We start from the raw sequence: 21046 nt of genomic DNA, 5'->3' as shown, positions 1-21046 counted from the left end.
CTCGTATCTGCAGCGACATATCAATTGACTGTGCATACTAACATAGCAGTTATTATACATTTTATAAATTTATATAATGTAAATAAACATAACTTGATAAAGACTCATGTATCATTGATAATTAATCACGTTTATCTATAAATGCTATACCCTACTATTTATACTTAATATAAGGAGCTCGCTCTGAAACCTTCAGCATTGAGCACATCAACTACTAGCCCGAGCGACCCTATATCACCTAGTGAGACAGAGTCTGCACCTAAAGACCTTGCTGAGCAAATGAAACAAGCTTCGATGCAAGCCAGCCAGCTATTAAAGTCACTCTCGCATCCTGATCGCCTGTTACTGCTATGTCAGCTGACTCAAGGAGAGTATTGCGTCAGTGAACTTCAAAGCTTAGTCGGTGTTGGACAACCAAGCTTGTCACAGCAATTGGGTATCCTACGCAAAGACGAGCTGGTCTCGACACGCCGTGAAGGCAAGAACATCTACTATAGTATTGCCAGTGACGATGCTTTAGCGGTTCTAGATCTCCTTTACCAACGCTTTTGTGCCAAAACAGACGGATAGATTATCCGCTTAAGAATCGGCTGTAATAACGTTCAACACACTCTAACTTTTTTATCATGATGACGTATTGCTATGCTTTCTATTGCCACTCGTCTAATTCCCGCTTGGTTGCGTCAATACAAGCTATCTGCGCTGCCGACTGACGTCATCGCAGGATTGGTCGTTGGTGTGCTCGTGATTCCGCAAAGCTTAGGCTATTCGGTGCTAGCAGGTCTGCCACCTGTATATGGCCTGTACGCTGCTATCGTGCCCGTTATGGTCTATGCATGGATAGGCTCAAGTAATATTCAAGCAGTGGGGCCTGTCGCTATCACTGCGATTATGACCGCCAGTAGTCTGCATCCTTATGCAGCAGAAGGCGCTCAACAGTATGTGTTGATGGCCAGCTTGCTATCATTGATGGTTGGGGCGATGTTATCGCTAGCTGGGTGGCTAAAGCTTGGCTGGATCATGCAATTTATCAGTCGAGGGGTTTCTGCTGGTTTTATCAGTGGTGCCGCGGTGCTTATCTTTATCAGTCAGCTGAAATACCTAACGGCTATTCCCATAGCAGGAAATGGCTTATTCGGTTATTTGTCCAGTATGCAACTGTATGCCCGTCAGCTGCATCCGCTCACCTTACTCATTGGTGTGATCGCTTTTGCACTGTTGGTTGCCAATCGTTACGGCAGCCAATGGGTATGGAGATCTTGGTTGCCATCTACATATGCCAAATGGGCAGAGCGCTTATTTCCGCTTATTCTGCTCGGCATTGCGATTGTCATGAGTATGAGCTTGCATTGGACCACAAGCGGTGTCGCAACGATTGGTAGTATTCCGCAAGGGCTACCGACCTTTACCTTTCCTTATGTACCCAACTTCGATGTCGCCCTCAACCTATTACCTAGCGCGGGGCTAATGGCGCTGATTGTATTTGTCTCAAGCAGCTCAGTCGCTAGTAATTATGCCCGTCTGCGCGGTGAGAGCTTCAATGCCAACCGCGAACTGACTGGACTTGGGTTTGCCAATATCGCAGGTGGTTTCTTTCAAAGCTTTGCAGTCGCTGGCGGATTTTCTCGTACTGCTATCAATGCTGACTCAGGTGCCAAAACGCCTGTTGCTAGCTTGGTAACGGTGCTGGTAATGATTGCGGCTTTGATTGCTTTTGGCAACGTGCTAGCGCCACTGCCCTATGCGATATTAGGCGCAACCATCATGGCCTCTATTATCGGCCTCATTGATATGACGACATTGAAGTCAGCATGGCAACGAGACCGCTTAGATGCTGCCAGCTTTATGGCGGCATTTATAGGCGTGCTGATATTTGGGCTAAATACAGGCCTAGTCATTGGTCTTATGGTTTCGTTTGCTAGCCTGATTTGGCAATCGAGCAAACCGCATGTGGCAATCGTCGGACAGCTTGCCGGCACGGGGCATTTTCGCAATATCAATCGTCATGATGTGCTGACATTTAGTCACTTATTGATGTTACGTGTCGATGAAAGCTTGTTTTTTGGTAATAGTGAATCCGTGCACCGCCGCGTGATACACGCCACACAACAATACCCGCAAGCGTACGAGATCGTCCTTATCATGTCAGCCGTCAATCACATTGATTTGACTGGACAAGAGATGCTCATCAGCCTAAATAAAGAGCTGCTGATTCAGGATAAGCACTTAAATTTTAGCTTTATTAAAGGGCCGGTCATGGATATCATTGAAAATACCCCTGTGATCACCGACCTCTCAGGACACGTCTATTTAAGTACGATGGATGCAGTAGATGCGCTAAAGGATATATGAACCAACGCTTATAGACTAAATCAATAGCCATTATTGTCTGTGGCAAGATATAGCTATGATAAAAGCTGTGTTATGCTAGTCATCAAACATACTATAGAGAAGCGGCATCTAGCCATACTTCTATCTTCAAATGCCTTTTTATATCCGTAACCGAAGCGACTTATGACCGATAACATCACTATTTATAAGCAAATCTATCCAAGCCAATGTCTCAAAATTGCTGAACTTGGCTACCGCTCTGTGCTCAATATTCGTCCTGATGCTGAGACAGAAACGCAGCCGAATAGCTGTGACTTTGCCAGTGCAACTGCAAACGCAAATTTGACCTATCATCACCTACCATTTGATGATGAGCGCTTGAGCATGCTAACTGTCAAACAGTTTGCCGATTTTTATCACTCTATGCCCAAGCCTATACTTATGTTCTGTGGTACTGGTGCACGCGCCAAATTGCTTTATCAAAGTGCGTTAATGCAAGGTCTGCTATAGAATTGTTGGATTCATAAAAACCGTTGTATTTATAAAAACTGTTACGATGTTTACATAGCTCATCTTTAGAATTTTGCGCATTCAGCTTAGGCTTAGTACAGTCGTTACAGACCAAACACTTCACTCTTTCATATAAAAAATAACAAGGAGCTCCTATGAGCCATCAAGTTAGTTTTACTGGACAAATCACCCCTGATCAAGTACCAATGATTGCCGAAAACGGCTTCAAAACTATTATCAATAACCGTCCAGATGGTGAAGAACCAAATCAACCGACCAGCGCTGATATTGAAGCCGCTGCGAAAGAAGCAGGACTTGCTTATAAAGAGATTTCTTTTGCTGGTAATGAGCTAAATCAAACGCACGTCGAAACGTTTGCGGACTTTTTCAATCAAGCTGAGCAGCCAATGCTGATATTCTGCCGTACGGGTAACCGCTCAAACGGTATCTATGAAGCAGCCAAGCAAATGGATTTGTTAGACGACTAATTCGTTGATTGATGAATTATGACAATCGTCACAGACCATTAATAATTGCGCCCGTCCAACATTTGGATGGGCGTTTTCTGTTAGAGCTATCGCTAATAATGAATTTGCTATTGCTCCAATACTAATAGAATATCGTACTAATAAGATTGTAGTGCTGAGAATATAATTAAATGCTACTTATAAAACTTAATAGGACATCATTATGAGCAATTCACAAAAACCTCTACTCATTATTGGTAATAAAAACTATTCGTCATGGTCATTGCGGGCTTGGTTATTGCTGAAGGCATTCGACATTGATTTCGATGAACAGCTGATTGAGTTGCTTCATCCGTCATCTACACAAATTCTCGACGAGCACGCCCCAACGGGAAAAGTGCCCGTTTTAGTATATGGTCAAGGTGATGATAAGGTGACGGTATGGGATACTTTAGCGATTGCCATTCATGCCAATGATTACCTGACAGATATAGATATTTGGACCGGATTAGGCAAATCTGACGCTGACACTACTAATGATAATAGCCACAGAATAAATAGCGCCTATTGCCAGAGTATCGTCGCTGAGATGCATTCAGGGCTGATGGGTATTCGTAGTGAGATGCCGATGAATATCAGAGCCACTGCAAAAATACAGCCAAGTGCTGCATGTTTGAGTGATATCGCCCGTATAGAAGATATCTTTGCAGATTGTTTAAAATCTCGCTCAACAGACAGCTATCTGTTTGGTCAGTTTACTGCTGCCGATGCTTTTTTCGCTCCTGTGGTTCTACGCTTGCAAACTTATGCGGATGCCTCAGGCATAAAGTTACAACCGATGACCAAACAGTACTGTGAGGCAATGCTAAACAACCCTCATATACAAACTTGGCGAAATGCTGCGCTTACAGAAACTCGTATCATTGAAGAAGATGAAGCGGGCCAGATAGTCTCATTGGTTGGGGCATTGGCAGAGTAAAACTGAATCAAGCCCACATCAAACTTTAGGTGAAAGGTTTACTAAATTTTTAATAACACTTAAGATGTTAGAGACACAAGGAATGTGATCTATTTAGAAAGCCATTTTAATATGGCTTTTAATTCAACAAGGAATGTTTTATGAGCGGTACTGCTCTGGCTTTACTCCCACTGGCTCTTGCCTACATTATGTTTACCTTAGGAACAGGGCTAAAGCCCAGTGACTTTAAGGTTATCGTCAATCACCCCAAAGCTTTTTTCGTAGGACTTATTAATCAAGTCATTTTTGTGCCTTTGATTGCTTTGGCAGTGATTTTAGTAATGGCACCACCATCAGAAATCGCTTTTGGTATTATGCTGATTAGCTTTTGTCCAGGCGGTGTCACGAGTAACATGCTCACCTATTATGCCAAAGGCAATGTCGCGCTGTCAGTCGCGCTCACTGGCGTGGTCAGCCTGTTATCAGTCGTTACCTTGCCCATCTTAATTACTTTAGCTTTTAACCACTTTATGCAAGACCAAACTGGCTCTATCAGCGCAGTAAAGATCGGTGCTGTCATGTTTCTCTTGACGACGTTACCGGTTACCCTTGGTATGCTCGCTCGCTATAAATTCACTGATTTTATGGTACGCAGAAGCAATATCTTAAATGGCTTGGCCAGTATATTTTTTGTCTTGATAGTATTCGCTGCCATCGCTTCTAACTGGGAGCTGCTAAAGTCACAGTTGACGTCAATGGGGCTTGAACTTGTTCTTATTATTATGGCTTTATTTATATTTAGTATCTTAACCTCTAAGTTATTAAAGCTGAGCTGGTTTGATACCAAAACCATCTCAATAGAGACCAGTATTCAGAACAGTACGACTGCGATTACTTTAGCACCTATCATTATGGGAACAGCCGTTGGCTTGCCTGCCATCGCTTTACCTGCGGCGGTATATGGTGTGTTGATGTATGTAATTGCGCTGCCAGTTATTGCGTTGATTCGGAATAAGAACTGATTTTAGTGAACATAAAAAAACCACCTCAAAAGAGGTGGCTTCTTAGACTAACATTAGCACTTTACGGTTTGGATCTGAACAGCTTATTGCATGACTAAATATTCAAATGCTGACAAGGCTGCTTTACTACCTTCACCCATCGCAATGTTGATCTGCTTAAATGGCACGGTCGTGACATCACCACAAGCGAAGATACCTTTGCGATCTGTGCGGCAGCGCTCATCAATCTCAATCTCACCGAAACGATTTAAATCAACAAAGCCTTTGATAAATCCAGTATTCGGTACTAGACCAATTTGTACAAATACCGCAGCCAAATCTAATTCTTTGGTATCACCCGAATTGCGATCTTCATAAACGATAGAGCTAACTTTACCCTCTGTAGCTTTAATCTCTTTGGTCGCTGCGCTAGTAATGATATCAATATTGGCTTTTTCTTTGGCTTTATTGATGAGCACCTGATCCGCTTTTAAATCATCAGCAAACTCGAATACCGTGACATGTTTTACGATACCTGATAAATCAATCGCAGCTTCAATACCAGAGTTACCACCACCAACGACCGATACATCTTTACCTTTGAAGAAAGGTCCATCACAGTGAGCACAGAACGCCACGCCTTTACCGATGTTCTCATCTTCGCCCGGTACGCCAAGCTTACGCCATTGAGCACCGGTCGCTAGGATAATACTACGAGTCTCAAATATCTCACCAGTATTCAGATGGATACGGTAGTTCTCATCTTCAGTTTCACTGATTTCTTTCACGCTCACGTGTTCTTTTAACGTGATGTTGTATTCGTGCAGATGCTTAACAAAGTTGTTTGATAAATCAGTACCGTTCGTTAATGGTACCGAGATCAAATTTTCGATGTCTTGCGTGTCTTTGACCTGACCACCGATACGATCAGCAACCATCGTCACTTTTAGGCCTTTACGAGCGGTGTAAATCGCAGCTGCCACTCCTGCAGGACCTGCACCAATGATGGTCACGTCTTGCTGCTCTAGTTGATCAGCATCGTCCCCTTCTACTTCTGACAATAAATCAGGGAACTGCTCTTGCAATTTTCCGATCAATTTAGCAGTGTCGATTAGTCCGTTAGCAAACGGCTTACCGTTTAAGAATACCGCTGGTACACCTTGAATGTTGTTCGCTTCTACCTGCTCTTGGAACAATGCACCATCGATCATCTCATTGCTGATATCGTCATTCAGTAGCGCAAATTGGTTTAACGCTTGGACCACTTCTGGGCAGCTATGGCACGACAGCGATACATAGGTTTGGAACTGTAAGGGCTTATTAAAACGCTTGATTAACTTCTGGATACCTTCATCCAATTTTAGCGTATGACCACCCGCTTGTAAGATAGCCAAAATGAGCGAGGTAAATTCATGACCACCTGGGATACCGCTAAAAACGATACCCGTGTCTGTCAGTGCGCCATCGATATGACCGACTACTTTAAAACTGATTGGGCTTGGCAAACTGTCATCATTCGCTGTCGCATCAAAATTGATTTTATCCGTCGTACCAGCGATTTTAGTCAAAAAATCAATCAACTCAGCACGCTTACTATGCTCACCGCTACCCAATACAAAAGTAATAGGACGAGTCATGTTTTCACTGTAGCTCTTAATCGCGTCTAATAAACCTTGATCTATCATGTTTGTTCCTCTTCATTACTGGATATGTAACGGCAACTGTTGTATTGCGCGTTCAAATATGGATTATTTAGTATTAATAATGTTGTCTAAAATATTATAGGCAATAAGCTTATGCCCTTTGATGTCTCTATTATCATAGGTTCGAAGGATTTGGGCAAGCTGAGAAACTCAAACCTTATGTTTTATAAAACCAATCATAAATCATTATTTAAAATTAAATATTAATTCACATGCAGATTAATTATCATAGTATAGAGGTTGTTTTTTCGCTACAATCAAGTAAGGCCGATAAGAAAAATTCTTATTTGTCTCGTAACAGATTGGCTTTTTCATAGGTTTACCATGAGGCCTCTCTGCTGGTATTAAGCCTTATCAATATTGAGTGAGCGTTTTGGCTTAATAAAAATCAAGTCTCAAAATCATAACGACAATGCGCGGATGCTTATTGTTAGCTTGCGCTTCATAACAAGGATGAACACATGAGAAAGACTGATACTTTGCAAGACAACCGAGATGTTATTACTGAACTTAGGCAAAAAGACAGCCATTTTGCCAGTATTTTTGATGAGCATACTCAGCTTGATCAACAGATTAATCATCTGGAAAAAGATTTGGTAAAGCATGCTAGCCGTGATGAAGAAATAGAACAAATGAAGCGGCGAAAGCTGCAACTAAAAGATGAGATTTATAAAATAATCGATAAAAACAAATTACAATCTCATGCTTAATGCTTAATTTATGATTAAGCATTAAAAATACTGATTAGTAAACGACATAAAAAGACCCCATCAACTTATGCTGATGGGGTCTTTATTTATAGCATTGATATAGCTAATAACTCTATATCTAACACTACGAATATCTAAATGATTTGACTGATTAAGCCATTACTTAGATTTTACCAACAAGATCAAGACTTGGTTTTAGCGTTTCTTGACCAGCTTCCCAAGCTGCTGGGCAAACTTCGCCGTCGTTTTCACGAACGTACTGTGCTGCTTTCACTTTACGTAGCATGTCTTTTGCACTACGGCCGATACCGCCAGCATGGATTTCAGCAACTTGAATCAAGCCATCTGGATCTACTAAGAACGTACCACGTTCAGCTAGACCAGCTTCTTCAATCATAACGTTGAAGCCACGGGTGATTTTACCAGTAGGATCGCCGATCATTGGATACTGTACTTTGCCGATTGCGTCTGAAGAATCATGCCATGCTTTATGCGTGAAATGAGTGTCAGTTGATACTGAGTATACTTCTACGCCTAGGCCTTTTAGCTCGTCATAATGAGCGGCCATGTCTTCAAGTTCAGTTGGGCAAACAAAAGTAAAATCGGCTGGGTAGAATAAGAAAATAGCCCAGCTGCCTTTTACGTCTTCTGAAGTGATGGTTTTGAACTCACCGTTTACATACGCATCTGCTGAAAATTCTGGGATTTCTTGATTGATGATAGACGCCATGATTGGCTCCTTTATAGTTAAGTTAATTGGAATTTTTTGGTATGGATGTTTCTGTTAAGCCTTTAGTACTTTGGGCTACCTGACAAACTATACGCGAATTCTATCGTTAATCCAGTTAAAAGTTTTTAATGTGATGTTTTGTTTTATTAAACTTGTTAAACTATTATCTCTATTTTTTATCATCAGTGCGTGATACGTCATTGACTATATAACACATAGATTACATTAAGGTGACACCAAGGTCAGATATCGAACGGACACACCAAATAAGTCACTACAGTGTACCCTGTTAAATGCCCATTAATAGAGAGGTTTTATGATTACTTTACGTCAGCTTGAGTTTGCCTTAGCAGTGGCCAAACACCGTCATTTTAAACGTGCAGCGGAAGACTGTAACATCTCTCAGTCTGCGCTGAGCTTGGGTATTGCCGAGTTAGAAAAGCAGTTGGATACACAGATTTTTGAACGTAATAATAAGCAAGTATTGATTACTCCTATTGGCGAAGACATTCTAACGCGGGCGCAGCGAGTATTTTCTGAAGTTAGTGATTTGACCACACGTGCCCATAGCCATCAATCACCGCTTGCGTATCCGATGACCGTCGGCATTATTCCAACGATTGCGCCGTACCTACTACCAAAAGTGTTACCTGCCCTGCGAGCTCACCATCCAGAGTTTCGCATGACCATCGTTGAGCAACAGACAGAGCGCTTGCTAGAGCAAGTACGTTACGGTCATATCGATACTGCTATTATTGCATTACCTTATGCGGTAGATGGGCTACATAGCTTTGAGTTTTGGAGCGAAGATTTCTTTGCTGTCTTCCCAAAAGAGGACGTGCATGCCAAGCTTGAAACCATCAATGCAGATGAGCTAGCAACTGCCAACCTCATGCTGCTGGGCGAAGGGCATTGCTTGACCGATCAGACGCTTTCTGTCTGTCATTTTGATCGTGCACAGATGAAATCAAGCTTTTCAGATGCCAGCTTGAACACACTTATTCAAATGGCCCTTGCCAATATGGGCACAACATTGGTACCAGAGATGGCATTAGATCAACTTCATCTACAAAACCAAAATGCCGTTGCGGTACCATTAGCTGAGCAAGGCCCTCATCGCCATATTGCCTTTGTCACCCGTCTGAATTACGCTCGTGTCGATGATGTCAATCTGCTTGGCAAAGTATTCAAGCAAGCTTTTGAAGATGCGGCTAATAAAGCATAAATAGTAGATTATGAAGGGTAAATATGAACGAGTTGTCGCAAATTCACACTGAGCTGGGCAATCGTTTTTATTTGCATCTATCTGCTATGAATAGCGATGTCACGCCAGAAAACGCACAAGTACTCTGGCAAGATATCGCTGTGCGTTATAGTGAACACCAACGTGCTTATCATACCCTTCAACATATTCAGCAGTTATTTGGACAGTTCGAACAGATTAAGCACCACCTTAACGAGCTAAATATTATCGCATTGGCAATGTACTATCATGATGTGATATATGAGCCAACACGCTCAGACAATGAGCTGAAAAGTGCAGAATTTGCTGTAGATGTGTTAGGGCCTTATTTAAATGCTGAACAATGCCAACATATATACGCTCTGATTATGATGACTGCTAACCATAAAATTAATAAGTTTGATGAATGGTCAGGCATAGCTAAAGAGAAAAACAGCTATAGCGATGCGGCGTACTTATTGGATATGGATTTAAGTATTTTGGGTGCATCATGGCCTGAATATGAGAAATACGCTAAAGCAGTACGCCAAGAATACATACATGTTTCAATGGCAGATTACTGCGTTGGACGAACGGAAGTCTTAAAAGGATTATTAGCGCATCCCAAACTCTATCTGAGTGACCATTACTATGAGCAGTCAGAAACGCAAGCTCGGGATAATATCAAGCGTGAGATTAAGTCGCTACTTCACTTGCAGCTTAACGAATAGCTCACTACCCTGCCGTGCAGAATGCGAGTTATAACTCGGCTCTATTATTTCTATATCAAAAACGCTCTCAAAACGCTGTTGGTATTCTTCTTTCGTGCCACCGAATGGTGGTTCTTGTCGCCCAAAATCTCTATCAAACAGCAAGCCGATCAGCTTACCTTTAGGTTTTAGCAACGCAGCCATTTGCTCGACATACTCATCTCGGCGTGCTGGATTTATCGCACAAAAAAACGTCTGCTCAAGCACCCAATCAAACTGATGTTGCTCAGGTGATAAACCAAAGAAATCTGCACAGATTAAATGCTCAGTTGGAAAGTCAGGATAACGCTCAGCAAATGCTTGAATCGGGGCAGGCGCAAAATCAACCAAGGTAACATTGGTAAAACCTTGCTCATGTAGATAACCTACTTCGTATGCATTGCCCGCACCCGGAACTAAAATCGCCTGACCTTTCGCAGTCTCAGGTAACTGATCAATGTATACTTTGAGCGGTGGCGACACTTCGCCCATGTCCCAACCGATACTGTCTTGCTCATAACGCTGCTGCCAAAAATCAGCCTGATTGACACTCTCCATATGACATCCTTATCTATCTGGTTTAATCATTGAAACACAAACAATTACAACGACACAAAACGCACCGTTCTCACCTATCATATCAGTCTTATTTATTTTCTGACGTATATCTTTAATCTAACTTTCCCATTTTACCTGCCAGCATATTATGCCAATGCTGATAATCCGGCATCGCTGTCGCTACTGTCTGCCAAAATGCAGAACTATGGTTGGTATGATGCAAATGGCACAGCTCGTGGACGATGACATATTCGGTACATTCAATGGGATAAGCGGGAAGATAGACAGATAACCAGACCCGACGCACACGCGTATTGCAGCTACCCCAGCGTGTATGCATTTTTTTTAGGCGTATTTCATTAGCACGGGCACCAACGATGGGCTGCCATTTGTCAAACAAAGTAGGAATAACGTCGGAGAGCTGTTGCCGATAATAGGCGATTTTTTCATCGGGGCTGAGTGTAAAGGTCTGCGCTATACCCCATAATAATAGTGGGCTATTGGTAGTTGAGGACTCGGTTAAGGTGTGCTGTTTGCGCTTATACTGTTCCAATACTTGTGCATGATTAGCCACTGCCCACGATACGCGCTGAGCAACAGCCTGTACAATCTGTGCAGCACTCATAGATACTGGCACAGATACCATCAACAGATAAGGCTTTAGACGAAAATTAATATTTTTGACACGTTTTTTAGTAACCTGTAGCTCAATGCCTGCTTGTGCAAGTTGTTGCTTGGCGAGTATTGATATCGATGTCGTATCTTGTGTCGCCATCGTTATCTATTGCCTCTCTCACTTATCACAACAATGCCTGCAAGTGGTTATCAAAAGACATTTTGTGTCGCTGACTGTCTTGAATAATTCGATCAGCTAACGCCACTCTCTTATCTAATTGTTCATCTGCTTGGTTTGCCGCTTGAGCTGATGGAGCCACATTCAAAGTTGTCAGTTGCCCTTGCCCATCGCTAACGATAAAACCTAGTAATTGATTTTCTGATAACAGCGCATTGTGCCCGTTAGACTCGTTATAACTATTACGAGATGATACCGATGCCCCTGCACAATCTGGCAAACTTACTGTATCAATCAGCGCGCGAGTGGTTAAATCATAAATAGCCGCACATCCACCAATAGGTGTCGTTACGCATAATAGATTGCGCTCACTATCGACCGCCACACTGGCGATATACTGATGAAAGCGTTGCCATTGATTATTCGGCATCGTAAGCGGCTCAAAATCAGTATCACCGCGCTTATGTGTGAGCACTAATGGCACATTGATATGTCTCTCACCTTGAAACTGGATACCAATCATCACCGTACCATCATCATGCATGGCTAAATGGCGTACGCTCATCTGATTATGCTCAGGAAGGACCTGTTCAAGCAATGTGCCGTCATGACGGTTCAGATACACCAGCGATGGTCGCATGGTATCTAAATTTAGCTCTTCACGAGAAGCTTGCTCAGTCTTAATACCACCATTTGCGATAACGAGCGTCTCGCCATCTGGATGCATAATCAGCTCATGTGGACCGATGCCATGTGAGTCAAACTCTACAATTTTTTGATAGCCTTGATTGATATCATAGATACCAACTTTACCCGCTAAATCTACCGTATTATTTTCGGTGACATACAGCAACTTGCCATCCAAGCTGTAGCAAGCATGACCATAAAAATGACGATTAACGGATGCTTCGATAGCATGCTTTACTTGACCACTTGCCGTATCCAATACCCAAAACTTTTCACTGGGACGGCGACCCATGACGACGACATCACGAGTTGCTTGGCTATGAGAGTCAGACAACACTGGTTGAACGACAATATCATGCACACGCTCTGGCATAGTCGTTTGCCAGACAATTTGGCGATCTGCATCGATGCCGACTACACCGTAGCCATCAACGCTTTCCTCATCGCTCGTCAATGCTGCCACTTGTGGCATTGATGCGACACCACTCACCCAACATACGGGACGTGCCAGCATGGTGGTGGTATGAACTGTAGAAAAATCCGGAATTACATCAGCACTATTAATACGACTATCAACATGACTATCAACACAACTATCGCCATCATAATCCATGCTCGATGAGTAGCTTTGATAAGCCTGATGCCAAGTATTGGTAGTCTGCTGATAGGCGTACTGTAGCCTTGATAATTGTTGCGTAGCGGCGGATTGGGGTGACGTTAGGAATGATAGCTGTGATGACACCTGTAACGACAATGACTGAAACTGCGTACCTAGCCCGACCACATAGTCTTGCAAACGCGCAGATGGATAACGCTGCTTACGGTAGCGATGGTGTATTCCAACCAACGCTGCCGTACTAAGCGCTGTCAATGCCGACGTTTTAAGCACTTCCTGCTTAAAGCATCTATCCAATAGAACTAAACGCTTGATACCGTTTGTTTCAGTAGCATCTATTTCGGTAGCGTCTTTTACTGTATCACCCTGTGTCTGCATCGCTTAATCACCATCTGTGCTATTGAATCCGACACGAATACCGAGTGTTGGAATCAATTGACGTTTAATCAGGCGTGTTATCGTCGTTAGATGATCATACAACGCTTGCTGCGAGTCTTTATCTGCCGTCGCCAAGTCCTCTGGCATTTGCGCTAGTAGCGTGGTGGTCTCAGCCAGTTCGGTTGATAAATTATTACCCACTTCGCTGTCGTTATTACTATTTAGTATTTCGGTCAATACTGGGTCAGTCAGCACTTTATTCAATGTCGCAAGCTTCGCATTGATAATCGCGCGACTTTGTGCGGCAGTAGCAGCAGGTAGGTGACCTTTCGCTTTACCGGTTAGACCCAATGGTTGATCGATGGCGTTAGACTTCATGGTTTCGACCAACGATAGCAAAGAGTTGAACCATTGATTCAGTCCTTGGTCACTGTCAGCTACTTTATCGATTGCCAATAACTTCGTTGAATTCTGCTGCCAGTTTTTCTCAATCTCTTTTAGGCGTGTGCTCAACGCACTGCTTGCACTGATGACATAAGCACATTGGCCAGCGTCTAAACTGTCATTCGCATATAGTGCTTCTTCTAGTCCTGGGACACCTTGGACAATCGCACTTTCGTTAGCGAGTTGCTCAGCGGTCAGCTGCGGATTAGCAGTGATGAGATCTGCAACGCCACTATGTACCAAGCCACGTTCGTCAGGGTAATAGTTAATGTACAAATTACTCATACTGGCAGTCGCAGGACCAAAGTTAATCATCTCAGCGCTTGCCCATGTTTGTGCTAAAACGAGCCATTGATCGCGCAGCGCTTGTAGTTCCTCACCACTGACTGGTCCTGACTGGCAATGCGTTTGTGCCAAATCATGCAATAGGTCACTTTGCTTGGCCACATCAGCATACGCTGGAATGACAATGTCATCAGCCACATGGGTCAGATAAGCGGTTTCGGTATCGGTACTGATGTCTACTGCATTAATCTTAGCAGTAATATCACCATTCTCTTCTGCTGGACTGCTGGCAGCAGCGCTGTCTTGCGCAACTTCTTGGCTATCCGTCTCTTGTGCTTTATTGTCATCAGCAGGCTTAACACAGCTGATTAGCAATCCAGCGCTTAATGCAGATAACGCCATTGCCAAAGCATGGTTTATTTTCATAGGTTTCTCGGTATTTATATAAGTAATTATTTCAATCGTTGTATCTGTAATAGGGCAGACTATTTTATTAATATCTGCCCTATTTAGGTATTAAACGTAAATAAACAACCGCGCTTTTATAATGATTTTAAGAACGCATTCAATTCAGCACGCCCTTGTTTATCAAGTTTGAGCACTTCTTTCTGTTGTTTTTCAGACTCTCCACCATGCCATAGAACGGCTTCCATCAAGGTGCGAGCACGACCATCATGCAAGAATGTCGCTTGTGGATCCACAATCTGAGCAAGACCCACACCCCATAATGCAGGGGTACGCCATTCATAAGAAGTGGCCAAAAATTCAACTTGCGCCTCTTTTGGTGGTAGCTTGCCAGCAATTGTACGATCAGCAAGATCATCACCCATATCATGTATCAGTAGATCGGTATAAGGATAGATCACTTGCCCATGCTGCTCAAGACGATCATCGTCGGTTTTTGGCAACTGATACCTTGGCGTATGACAGCTCTGGCAGCCAATGTCATAGAATCGTTTTTTGCCAGCCAAGACCAATTCATTATCCGCATCACGGCGATTTGGAACCGCTAGGTTACGAGTATAGAATTCTACAAACTTTGCCACGTCATCATTAACTTCAACAGGTGGTTTACCGTTACCTTGCTCATCAGCACCCGTCGTCGCATTCAGACAAGCGGTTTGCGTCGGCATACAAGACTCATTAGGGCGGATATTTGACGTCAGCCCCATGTCTTCATTAAAGGCACTTTGGTTTTGGGTAATCAACTTGGTTTGTCCCGCTTTCCAACCAAAGCGTCCGAGTGCATTTTTACCCGTTTGTGGATCCATTACCCAGTTGAATTTTCCGCTAATATCACCTTTTGACTTCATAGCTTGATTTTTGATAGCCTCATCTGGAATCTGCTCCAGTAGCCCAAGCCCAATCATAGGTAAAGCCACACGCGGTGATACCATCAATTCATCATCTAATTTACCGTAACCAGGTTGGGTTAGGTTAAAAGTAGGTGCACGTAACGTTTCGACGTAGCCATCAGCAAAAGTAACTGGCTTATCTATCCACTGTACCGATATCCTCGCTTCAGCAGGCACACCTTGGATGCCGCGATCCTGAAGCTGACCACCATACATGGGATGCACTACTTTTTCGATCAAAGAATCTTTTAGCTGTTGACGCTGCTCATCGGTCGTCGCAGGCATCGCCAGACGAATGAGCAAGCTATCGGCATCATCATCGGCGTTCATAGGCGCATGACCACGCCCGTCTTTTACATGACAAGACTGACAAGCAGCAACATTAAATAGTGCTCCCAAACCATCACGACTGTCTGTGCTGGCAGGTGCAATGACCCACGGCTGCTTAAAGAACGCATTACCAATAAAAAACGAGCCTTTACGTGATGCCGTCAGGTTTGATGACGGCTTCGAATAACTCTCCGCACTACTGATGCTGATACCAGTATCACCGCCCTGTTTGATCTCTTGTGGATCAAAACTTGCTAACTGCTGCATTGGCACGCCAGCGAGCGTTTCTATCGTCTCAATACGCTCAGGAGCGACTGCCTGGTTTTCACCATTTTCTACTGCAGCTTGTTCATCAGAACCATCAGACGTACTGTCATTCGGCTGACAAGCACTGAGAGACAGCGCACAGAAGATACCAATTGTCAGTTTTGACGGTATATTTTTATTGATAAAAGAAGAATAAAATGAGGCAGGTTTTTTGATTTTTAAGACGTTTGCGGTGTTCATAAAAAAAGTACCTTAGTTCTAGCATAGAACCATTAAAATCGCGGGCTATAAAGTTCTTCACTTTTAGTCGATAAGGCACAGCTAGACACCGACCTCTCAAGCTATTTTAATACGGCAAAAAAACACGTTGCCAACTTGGTCGACAACGTGCGTATTATACCTAAATTATTTTGCTAGGAAAATAATTCTCATTAAGGCGTGTCCTCATTTTAAAAATGGTGATAAAAATGAGATAAATTGCAGTCAAACAAGGAGAATAGCGCAAATAATATCGAGATATTAGTCAGCTATTTGACGCTGTTTGGCAAGATTTAGCCATTTTTAACCCATTTAGATAACTATCGATTGAATTGAGGACATGCCCTAGCTTATAGCGACTTATCAGGAATTATAAACAAATACAGTTAGGCTTTTGACATCCTGAGAATGTATAGCTCTCAACTTAAAACTGCGAACCTGCATCAGCATCTAAATTATCGATACCAACTGCTTTTGCCGCATTTTCAATACCAACGGTCAGCTCTTGTAAGCTAGTGATACCAGCCTCAACCCATCCACGGCGAACGTTTTGTTCTTCAGCAGAGATACCTTGCTTGCTTACTTGACCTGCAGTAGCAATCATTTGATCGATTTTGATACCTTCTTTTTCGCCTTTTTCAACAATCACGTTAAAGGCAGCTTCTACTTTAGCAAAATCTGTAACCAATTGATCAGCAGCCGCTTTGTTATCAGTATCAACGAGGTAGTCTTTTAGGCCATAACCGCCAACCGTTTTACCAGTGACTGTCTTGTAGTTACCGTTAAAGACATTTTGAATGCCGCGAGCATTATTGGCATAGCTTAGATGTGTTAAGTCACTGAAGCACTCATGCTCATCTTCAGTAGAGCCAGTCACAAACGCAACCTGCATACGCTCAGAGGCAAGCTCACCCAGTGCTAAGCTACCCATTTGATACATAATCTGGCGCAGACCATTGTCATATTTACGTGCCATTAGATCGCTACGCAAGGTGTTTTCGCTCTCAGGCTGCCACTCGGCTTCCATCGCGGTTAGATCATCTACTAGCAATTGAGTAGCGGATGTCAAAAATTCGCCGCGACGCTCACATGTACTAGCATCATCATTGACAGTATCACCACTGGTACATTGACCTGCTTCTGTTGCATAGTCAGTCACAGGGCGATTACCAGCACCTTCGTTAACGCCATTGGTATCTTGACCCCATAGCATGAATTCGATGGCATGGTAGCCAGTCGTCACATTGGCTTCACTACCACCAATCTCATTCATCTCTGCTAACAGCTCAGGCGTAATAGTGCTGGTATCTTGATTGATGCTACCAACCGTAATAGTATCGCTATTGATGATGTTGTCTTGACTGTTGTACTCGCCTTCATAGCTGTCACTGACATAATCAATCAATGCTTCGTCAAGTGGCCAAGCGTTCATTTGTCCTTCCCAACCATCGATGCTACCAATAGCACGTTTGTCGTTTGCAGTCACAAAACCTTCGTCAAAACGGAAAATCTCAGTTTGTGAGTACGGTTGGCGAGCGGCTTTGTAAGCAGCTTTTGCCGCATCAAGGTTTTCTTGAGTTGGTGTTGCTACGTATGCTTCTACTGCTGTTTGCAACAATTTAGCCGTATCTAGCGAGTCTTTGTACGCAGCGTGTGCCATATTTGCATAACTGCTGATCAGTCTGTCATTGTGCGCTTTATCAGCAGCTGATAGATCTGTATTGTCAGTAGCTTCTGCGTTTTGTACTTCTGTTTGAGTATCCACACTAGTATCAGTATTTTCTTCGGTTTGCTTGGTACAACCTGACACCAATAACAACCCTGCAAGCGCAGCAGCTAAAGTAGTTGGTAAAGTCTTGCGGCTCATTACGGTAGTAATCGTCATACATATCCTCAGAATATAGCAAAAAAATTGGTTTTGATGAAAGCTCATCAATGATATTAGTGCATGTTACGGCAAGCTAGTTTATCCATGCATAGATTTTTTATTATGCACAACTAAAACATATAGCATTAAAACATTAAGAAAACTTTACAAATTATAGTAGTATTGATAATCATTATCAATATTTAATTTTGAACTGGTCTTTCACTAGCCTTTGAGCTGCAAAAGTAATCATATTGAAAGCACTATTTAAGCGCCTACCTACTATGTTGGTTTCATGCTATCGATGCTTCATAGTCTGAAAATAAATAAAATTATCAAATTCAATCCACAAAAAAAAGACCAGCTTATCGCTGATCTTTTTTATGAATAATCTTAGCACTTATAAAGATTATTTAAACAATAATTATATAGAACTACTAATTAGTTTACGCTCTGTGGCGCATTAACAGTTAACTCAACACGGCGGTTTTGTTGACGACCATAGTCAGTGCTGTTATCTGCTACTGGACGTGATTCACCATAAGCAACAACATTAACACGATTAGAAGCAACACCGCGAGCCGTTAGATAGTTAGCAACTGAGTAAGCACGATCACGTGATAGACCCATGTTATAAGAATCTGAACCTTGGCTATCAGTGTGACCTGCGATAGTAATCGTGTTTTGGTTATACTGATTCATAGTAGTAGCAAGCTTATCAAGCGTTGGCTTGAAAGATGAGCTTAGTGTTGAATTGTCAAAAGAGAATGTGATGCTACCTGGCATTACTAGATCGATGTTACCAGTTGTTGGATTTTGTTCAACAGTTACACCAGTACCAGCCATTTGCTGCTCAAGCTGCTTGGCTTGACGATCCATATAGTAACCAACGCCAGCACCCAAAGCTGCACCAATAGCAGCATCACGACCAGTCTCATCGCCACCAGTCGCTTTAGAGATAGCGGCACCACCAAGTGCACCAGCTAAACCTCCAAGCGTTGTTTTATTCAAACTTTGTTGCCCAGTAGTTGGATCAGTAACACAACCGCTAAGAACTAAACCTGATGCTACTGCTGCAATCATTAATGTATTACGCATAATATTTCCTCTTAAGTTTAAAAAATTGTGCTTTTTATAAATATTGTCTATTAATTGACGCTATGTAGTTACATGCACTTTCATCATTATGGCAATTGCAGTCTAACTATGTGTAATATTTTGTCACAACTGTGTACGAGAAGTGACTAGTAACTTTTCATGATTCTAGCCATCAACATGAGACCTTTAGCTACTGACTATAAGGTGTTATCACAAGTCACGTTTGTATTCGTACACTATGATTTGTTTCTGCTAGAATTATGCTGCAGCAATACTCAGAGCCAAAAATATGAACAACCTTGCTAAATAAACACCCATATTCGTCGGAATTTTAACTTTATTTATCTTTTTAAGCATATCTGACGAAATAGTCACTAGGGTGTGTCGTCAATTAGATTGTGAGGCTTAAAATGAAAAAATGGTAGATAAACAAGGAAGAAATTGCCGTTAATATGAACATATTGACAAAATTACTGACGATGTTTAGCAAAATTTAGCCATTTTAAGCTCACTAAATATATTTATGTGCTAATTGATGACACGCCCTAGTAAAGCACTGAATAACTTATAGACCAATAAGACTGACCTAAAAGGATTAGCATGCGACTGACCTCCACTATTAAAAAAATACACAAACGCACGCCTAAACTAGCAAAAGCGATTTCACTTGCGACGGCAACTGGCGTTATCGCAGCCAATAGTTTCGGCGGTAGTATTCCTCTATGGTTGATGGGCGTTGGCAAGATTATCACTGGTGCTCCTATTGCGGATAAAACCGTGATAAAAATCGCCACTTATTGGATCAGTAGTAATAATGATTTAATCGACAACATGTTGCCGCGTAAAGATTGGCGTATTAACTTACCCGATGATGTTCATATCAATGGCAAATATCTACTGGTCAGCAATCATCAGTCTTGGGTCGATACCAGTATCGTGCAGTACATCAGCGAAAAACGCCTGCCGCTGACACGGTTCTTTACCAAGTTTGAATTAATCTATATCCCCATTGTTGGTCAAGCTTTTTACTTTTTAGATTTTCCAATGATGCGCCGACATTCCAAAGAAGCCGTCGCAAAAAACCCTGCATTAAAAGGCAAAGACATCGAAGAAGCCAAACGCGCCTGTGCACTGTTAAAAGACAAGCCGTTTACCTTATTAAATTACTTAGAAGGCACGCGCTTCGCCAAAGCCAAACACGCTAAGCAGCAGTCACCCTATACTCACCTGTTAAAACCACGAGCGGGTGGACTGTCATTAGCAATTAACGCACTAGGTGAAGATATCGATGGCATGCTCGATATGACGATTGTTTATCCCGATGGTGTACCGACCTATAGCGATCTATGGAAAGGTAATATCAAGCGCTTGGGTGTTGATGTCAGATACATCGAGATACCTGATTCATTATTTGCTGGTATCAAAAATGGTGGCTACGAAAATGATGATGCGGTAAAGGCCCAAATGTTCGATTGGGTTGAGCAGATATGGCGCGAAAAAGACCAACTCATTACCAATATGCTGGCTGATTTCGATACCAGTCCCAAAATCAAAGATACTTAAAACCATTAGGAAAATAAAAACCAAACGGCAACCTTATTCAGCGCATATCAGTATCAAGATTAATCACTATTTTTTTAAACACTGACCTTAAATGATAACTCTTAAATAGTAATGCTTAATTATAATGAAAGATGGGTTGTTTTTTAGCCCTATTCATTGATAATGT

At 42.4% G+C, this 21046-nt stretch carries 19 protein-coding genes; 10 read left to right on the top strand and 9 right to left on the bottom strand.

Features of this window, described 5'->3' with window-relative positions; translation table 11 throughout:
- Positions 1-198: 198 nt before the first annotated feature.
- From I6E84_RS12220 to I6E84_RS12195, 6 genes are all read left to right on the top strand, one after another.
- Positions 199-570: an ArsR/SmtB family transcription factor gene (locus I6E84_RS12220; RefSeq protein WP_265090873.1), complete on the top strand. Its 372-nt coding sequence runs from the start codon at positions 199-201 to the stop codon at positions 568-570.
- Between the two features lie 72 nt (positions 571-642).
- Complete coding sequence (locus tag I6E84_RS12215; protein ID WP_197218236.1) at positions 643-2352, top strand: SulP family inorganic anion transporter; 1710 nt, start codon at positions 643-645, stop codon at positions 2350-2352.
- Between the two features lie 162 nt (positions 2353-2514).
- On the top strand, positions 2515-2841 hold the full coding sequence (locus I6E84_RS12210) for a beta-lactamase hydrolase domain-containing protein (RefSeq protein ID WP_197218235.1): 327 nt from the start codon (positions 2515-2517) through the stop codon (positions 2839-2841).
- A 155-nt stretch (positions 2842-2996) separates the two neighbouring features.
- Positions 2997-3329, top strand: a complete 333-nt coding sequence (locus tag I6E84_RS12205) for a TIGR01244 family sulfur transferase (protein WP_110924009.1) — start codon at positions 2997-2999, stop codon at positions 3327-3329.
- A 202-nt stretch (positions 3330-3531) separates the two neighbouring features.
- Complete coding sequence (locus tag I6E84_RS12200) at positions 3532-4287, top strand: glutathione S-transferase family protein (RefSeq protein WP_197218234.1); 756 nt, start codon at positions 3532-3534, stop codon at positions 4285-4287.
- Between the two features lie 140 nt (positions 4288-4427).
- Positions 4428-5288 (top strand): bile acid:sodium symporter family protein, encoded by an 861-nt coding sequence (locus tag I6E84_RS12195; RefSeq protein WP_197218233.1) that lies wholly within the window; start codon positions 4428-4430, stop codon positions 5286-5288.
- A gap of 83 nt (positions 5289-5371) precedes the next feature.
- Here the strand turns inward: I6E84_RS12195 and ahpF are convergent, their stop codons facing one another.
- Positions 5372-6952 (bottom strand): alkyl hydroperoxide reductase subunit F, encoded by a 1581-nt coding sequence (ahpF, locus tag I6E84_RS12190; protein WP_197218232.1) that lies wholly within the window; start codon positions 6950-6952, stop codon positions 5372-5374.
- Positions 6953-7431: 479 nt separating this feature from the next.
- Here ahpF and I6E84_RS12185 point away from each other — a divergent pair, with 479 nt between their 5' ends.
- Positions 7432-7680, top strand: a complete 249-nt coding sequence (locus tag I6E84_RS12185; protein ID WP_197102141.1) for a YdcH family protein — start codon at positions 7432-7434, stop codon at positions 7678-7680.
- Between the two features lie 163 nt (positions 7681-7843).
- On the opposite strand, the gene ahpC is transcribed toward I6E84_RS12185, so the two are convergent.
- Positions 7844-8410: an alkyl hydroperoxide reductase subunit C gene (gene ahpC, locus I6E84_RS12180; protein ID WP_197102143.1), complete on the bottom strand. Its 567-nt coding sequence runs from the start codon at positions 8408-8410 to the stop codon at positions 7844-7846.
- A gap of 316 nt (positions 8411-8726) precedes the next feature.
- On the opposite strand from ahpC, the gene I6E84_RS12175 reads away from it, so the two are divergent.
- Together I6E84_RS12175 and I6E84_RS12170 are read left to right on the top strand one after the other, a co-directional pair.
- Positions 8727-9635 carry a hydrogen peroxide-inducible genes activator gene (locus I6E84_RS12175; protein ID WP_110924015.1) on the top strand — a complete coding sequence of 303 codons (909 nt, stop codon included), beginning with the start codon at positions 8727-8729 and terminating at the stop codon, positions 9633-9635.
- Between the two features lie 23 nt (positions 9636-9658).
- Positions 9659-10363: a hypothetical protein gene (locus tag I6E84_RS12170; protein ID WP_197218230.1), complete on the top strand. Its 705-nt coding sequence runs from the start codon at positions 9659-9661 to the stop codon at positions 10361-10363.
- On the opposite strand, the gene I6E84_RS12165 is transcribed toward I6E84_RS12170, so the two are convergent.
- The 7 genes from I6E84_RS12165 to I6E84_RS12135 all read right to left on the bottom strand — a co-directional run bounded on the left by I6E84_RS12165 (position 10337) and on the right by I6E84_RS12135 (position 19317).
- Entirely contained in the window at positions 10337-10939 is a 603-nt protein-coding gene (locus I6E84_RS12165) for a methyltransferase domain-containing protein (protein ID WP_197218228.1), read from the bottom strand. The genes I6E84_RS12170 and I6E84_RS12165 overlap by 27 nt on opposite strands.
- Before the next feature lie 112 nt (positions 10940-11051).
- A complete protein-coding gene (locus I6E84_RS12160; RefSeq protein WP_197218226.1) occupies positions 11052-11714 on the bottom strand; it encodes a M48 family metallopeptidase in 663 nt (220 codons plus the stop codon).
- A gap of 25 nt (positions 11715-11739) precedes the next feature.
- Positions 11740-13413, bottom strand: coding sequence for a DUF1513 domain-containing protein (locus tag I6E84_RS12155; RefSeq protein WP_197218224.1), 1674 nt, complete (start codon positions 13411-13413; stop codon positions 11740-11742).
- Positions 13414-13416: 3 nt separating this feature from the next.
- A complete protein-coding gene (locus I6E84_RS12150; RefSeq protein WP_197218222.1) occupies positions 13417-14568 on the bottom strand; it encodes an imelysin family protein in 1152 nt (383 codons plus the stop codon).
- 116 nt (positions 14569-14684) lie between these two features.
- Positions 14685-16334, bottom strand: a complete 1650-nt coding sequence (locus I6E84_RS12145) for a di-heme oxidoredictase family protein (RefSeq protein WP_197218220.1) — start codon at positions 16332-16334, stop codon at positions 14685-14687.
- 442 nt (positions 16335-16776) lie between these two features.
- Entirely contained in the window at positions 16777-18237 is a 1461-nt protein-coding gene (locus I6E84_RS12140; RefSeq protein ID WP_197218218.1) for an imelysin family protein, read from the bottom strand.
- 423 nt (positions 18238-18660) lie between these two features.
- Positions 18661-19317: an OmpA family protein gene (locus tag I6E84_RS12135; protein WP_110924021.1), complete on the bottom strand. Its 657-nt coding sequence runs from the start codon at positions 19315-19317 to the stop codon at positions 18661-18663.
- 600 nt (positions 19318-19917) lie between these two features.
- Here I6E84_RS12135 and I6E84_RS12130 point away from each other — a divergent pair.
- Positions 19918-20880 carry an acyltransferase gene (locus tag I6E84_RS12130; RefSeq protein WP_197218216.1) on the top strand — a complete coding sequence of 321 codons (963 nt, stop codon included), beginning with the start codon at positions 19918-19920 and terminating at the stop codon, positions 20878-20880.
- The last annotated feature ends 166 nt before the right edge of the window (positions 20881-21046 follow it).

Origin of the sequence: Psychrobacter sp. SCQQ22 (assembly GCF_015864605.1) — a bacterium.
Lineage (GTDB): Bacteria > Pseudomonadota > Gammaproteobacteria > Pseudomonadales > Moraxellaceae > Psychrobacter > Psychrobacter fozii.
Note: the sequence above shows the minus strand (reverse complement) of the source record. Positions and strands in the feature narration are given on the sequence as shown.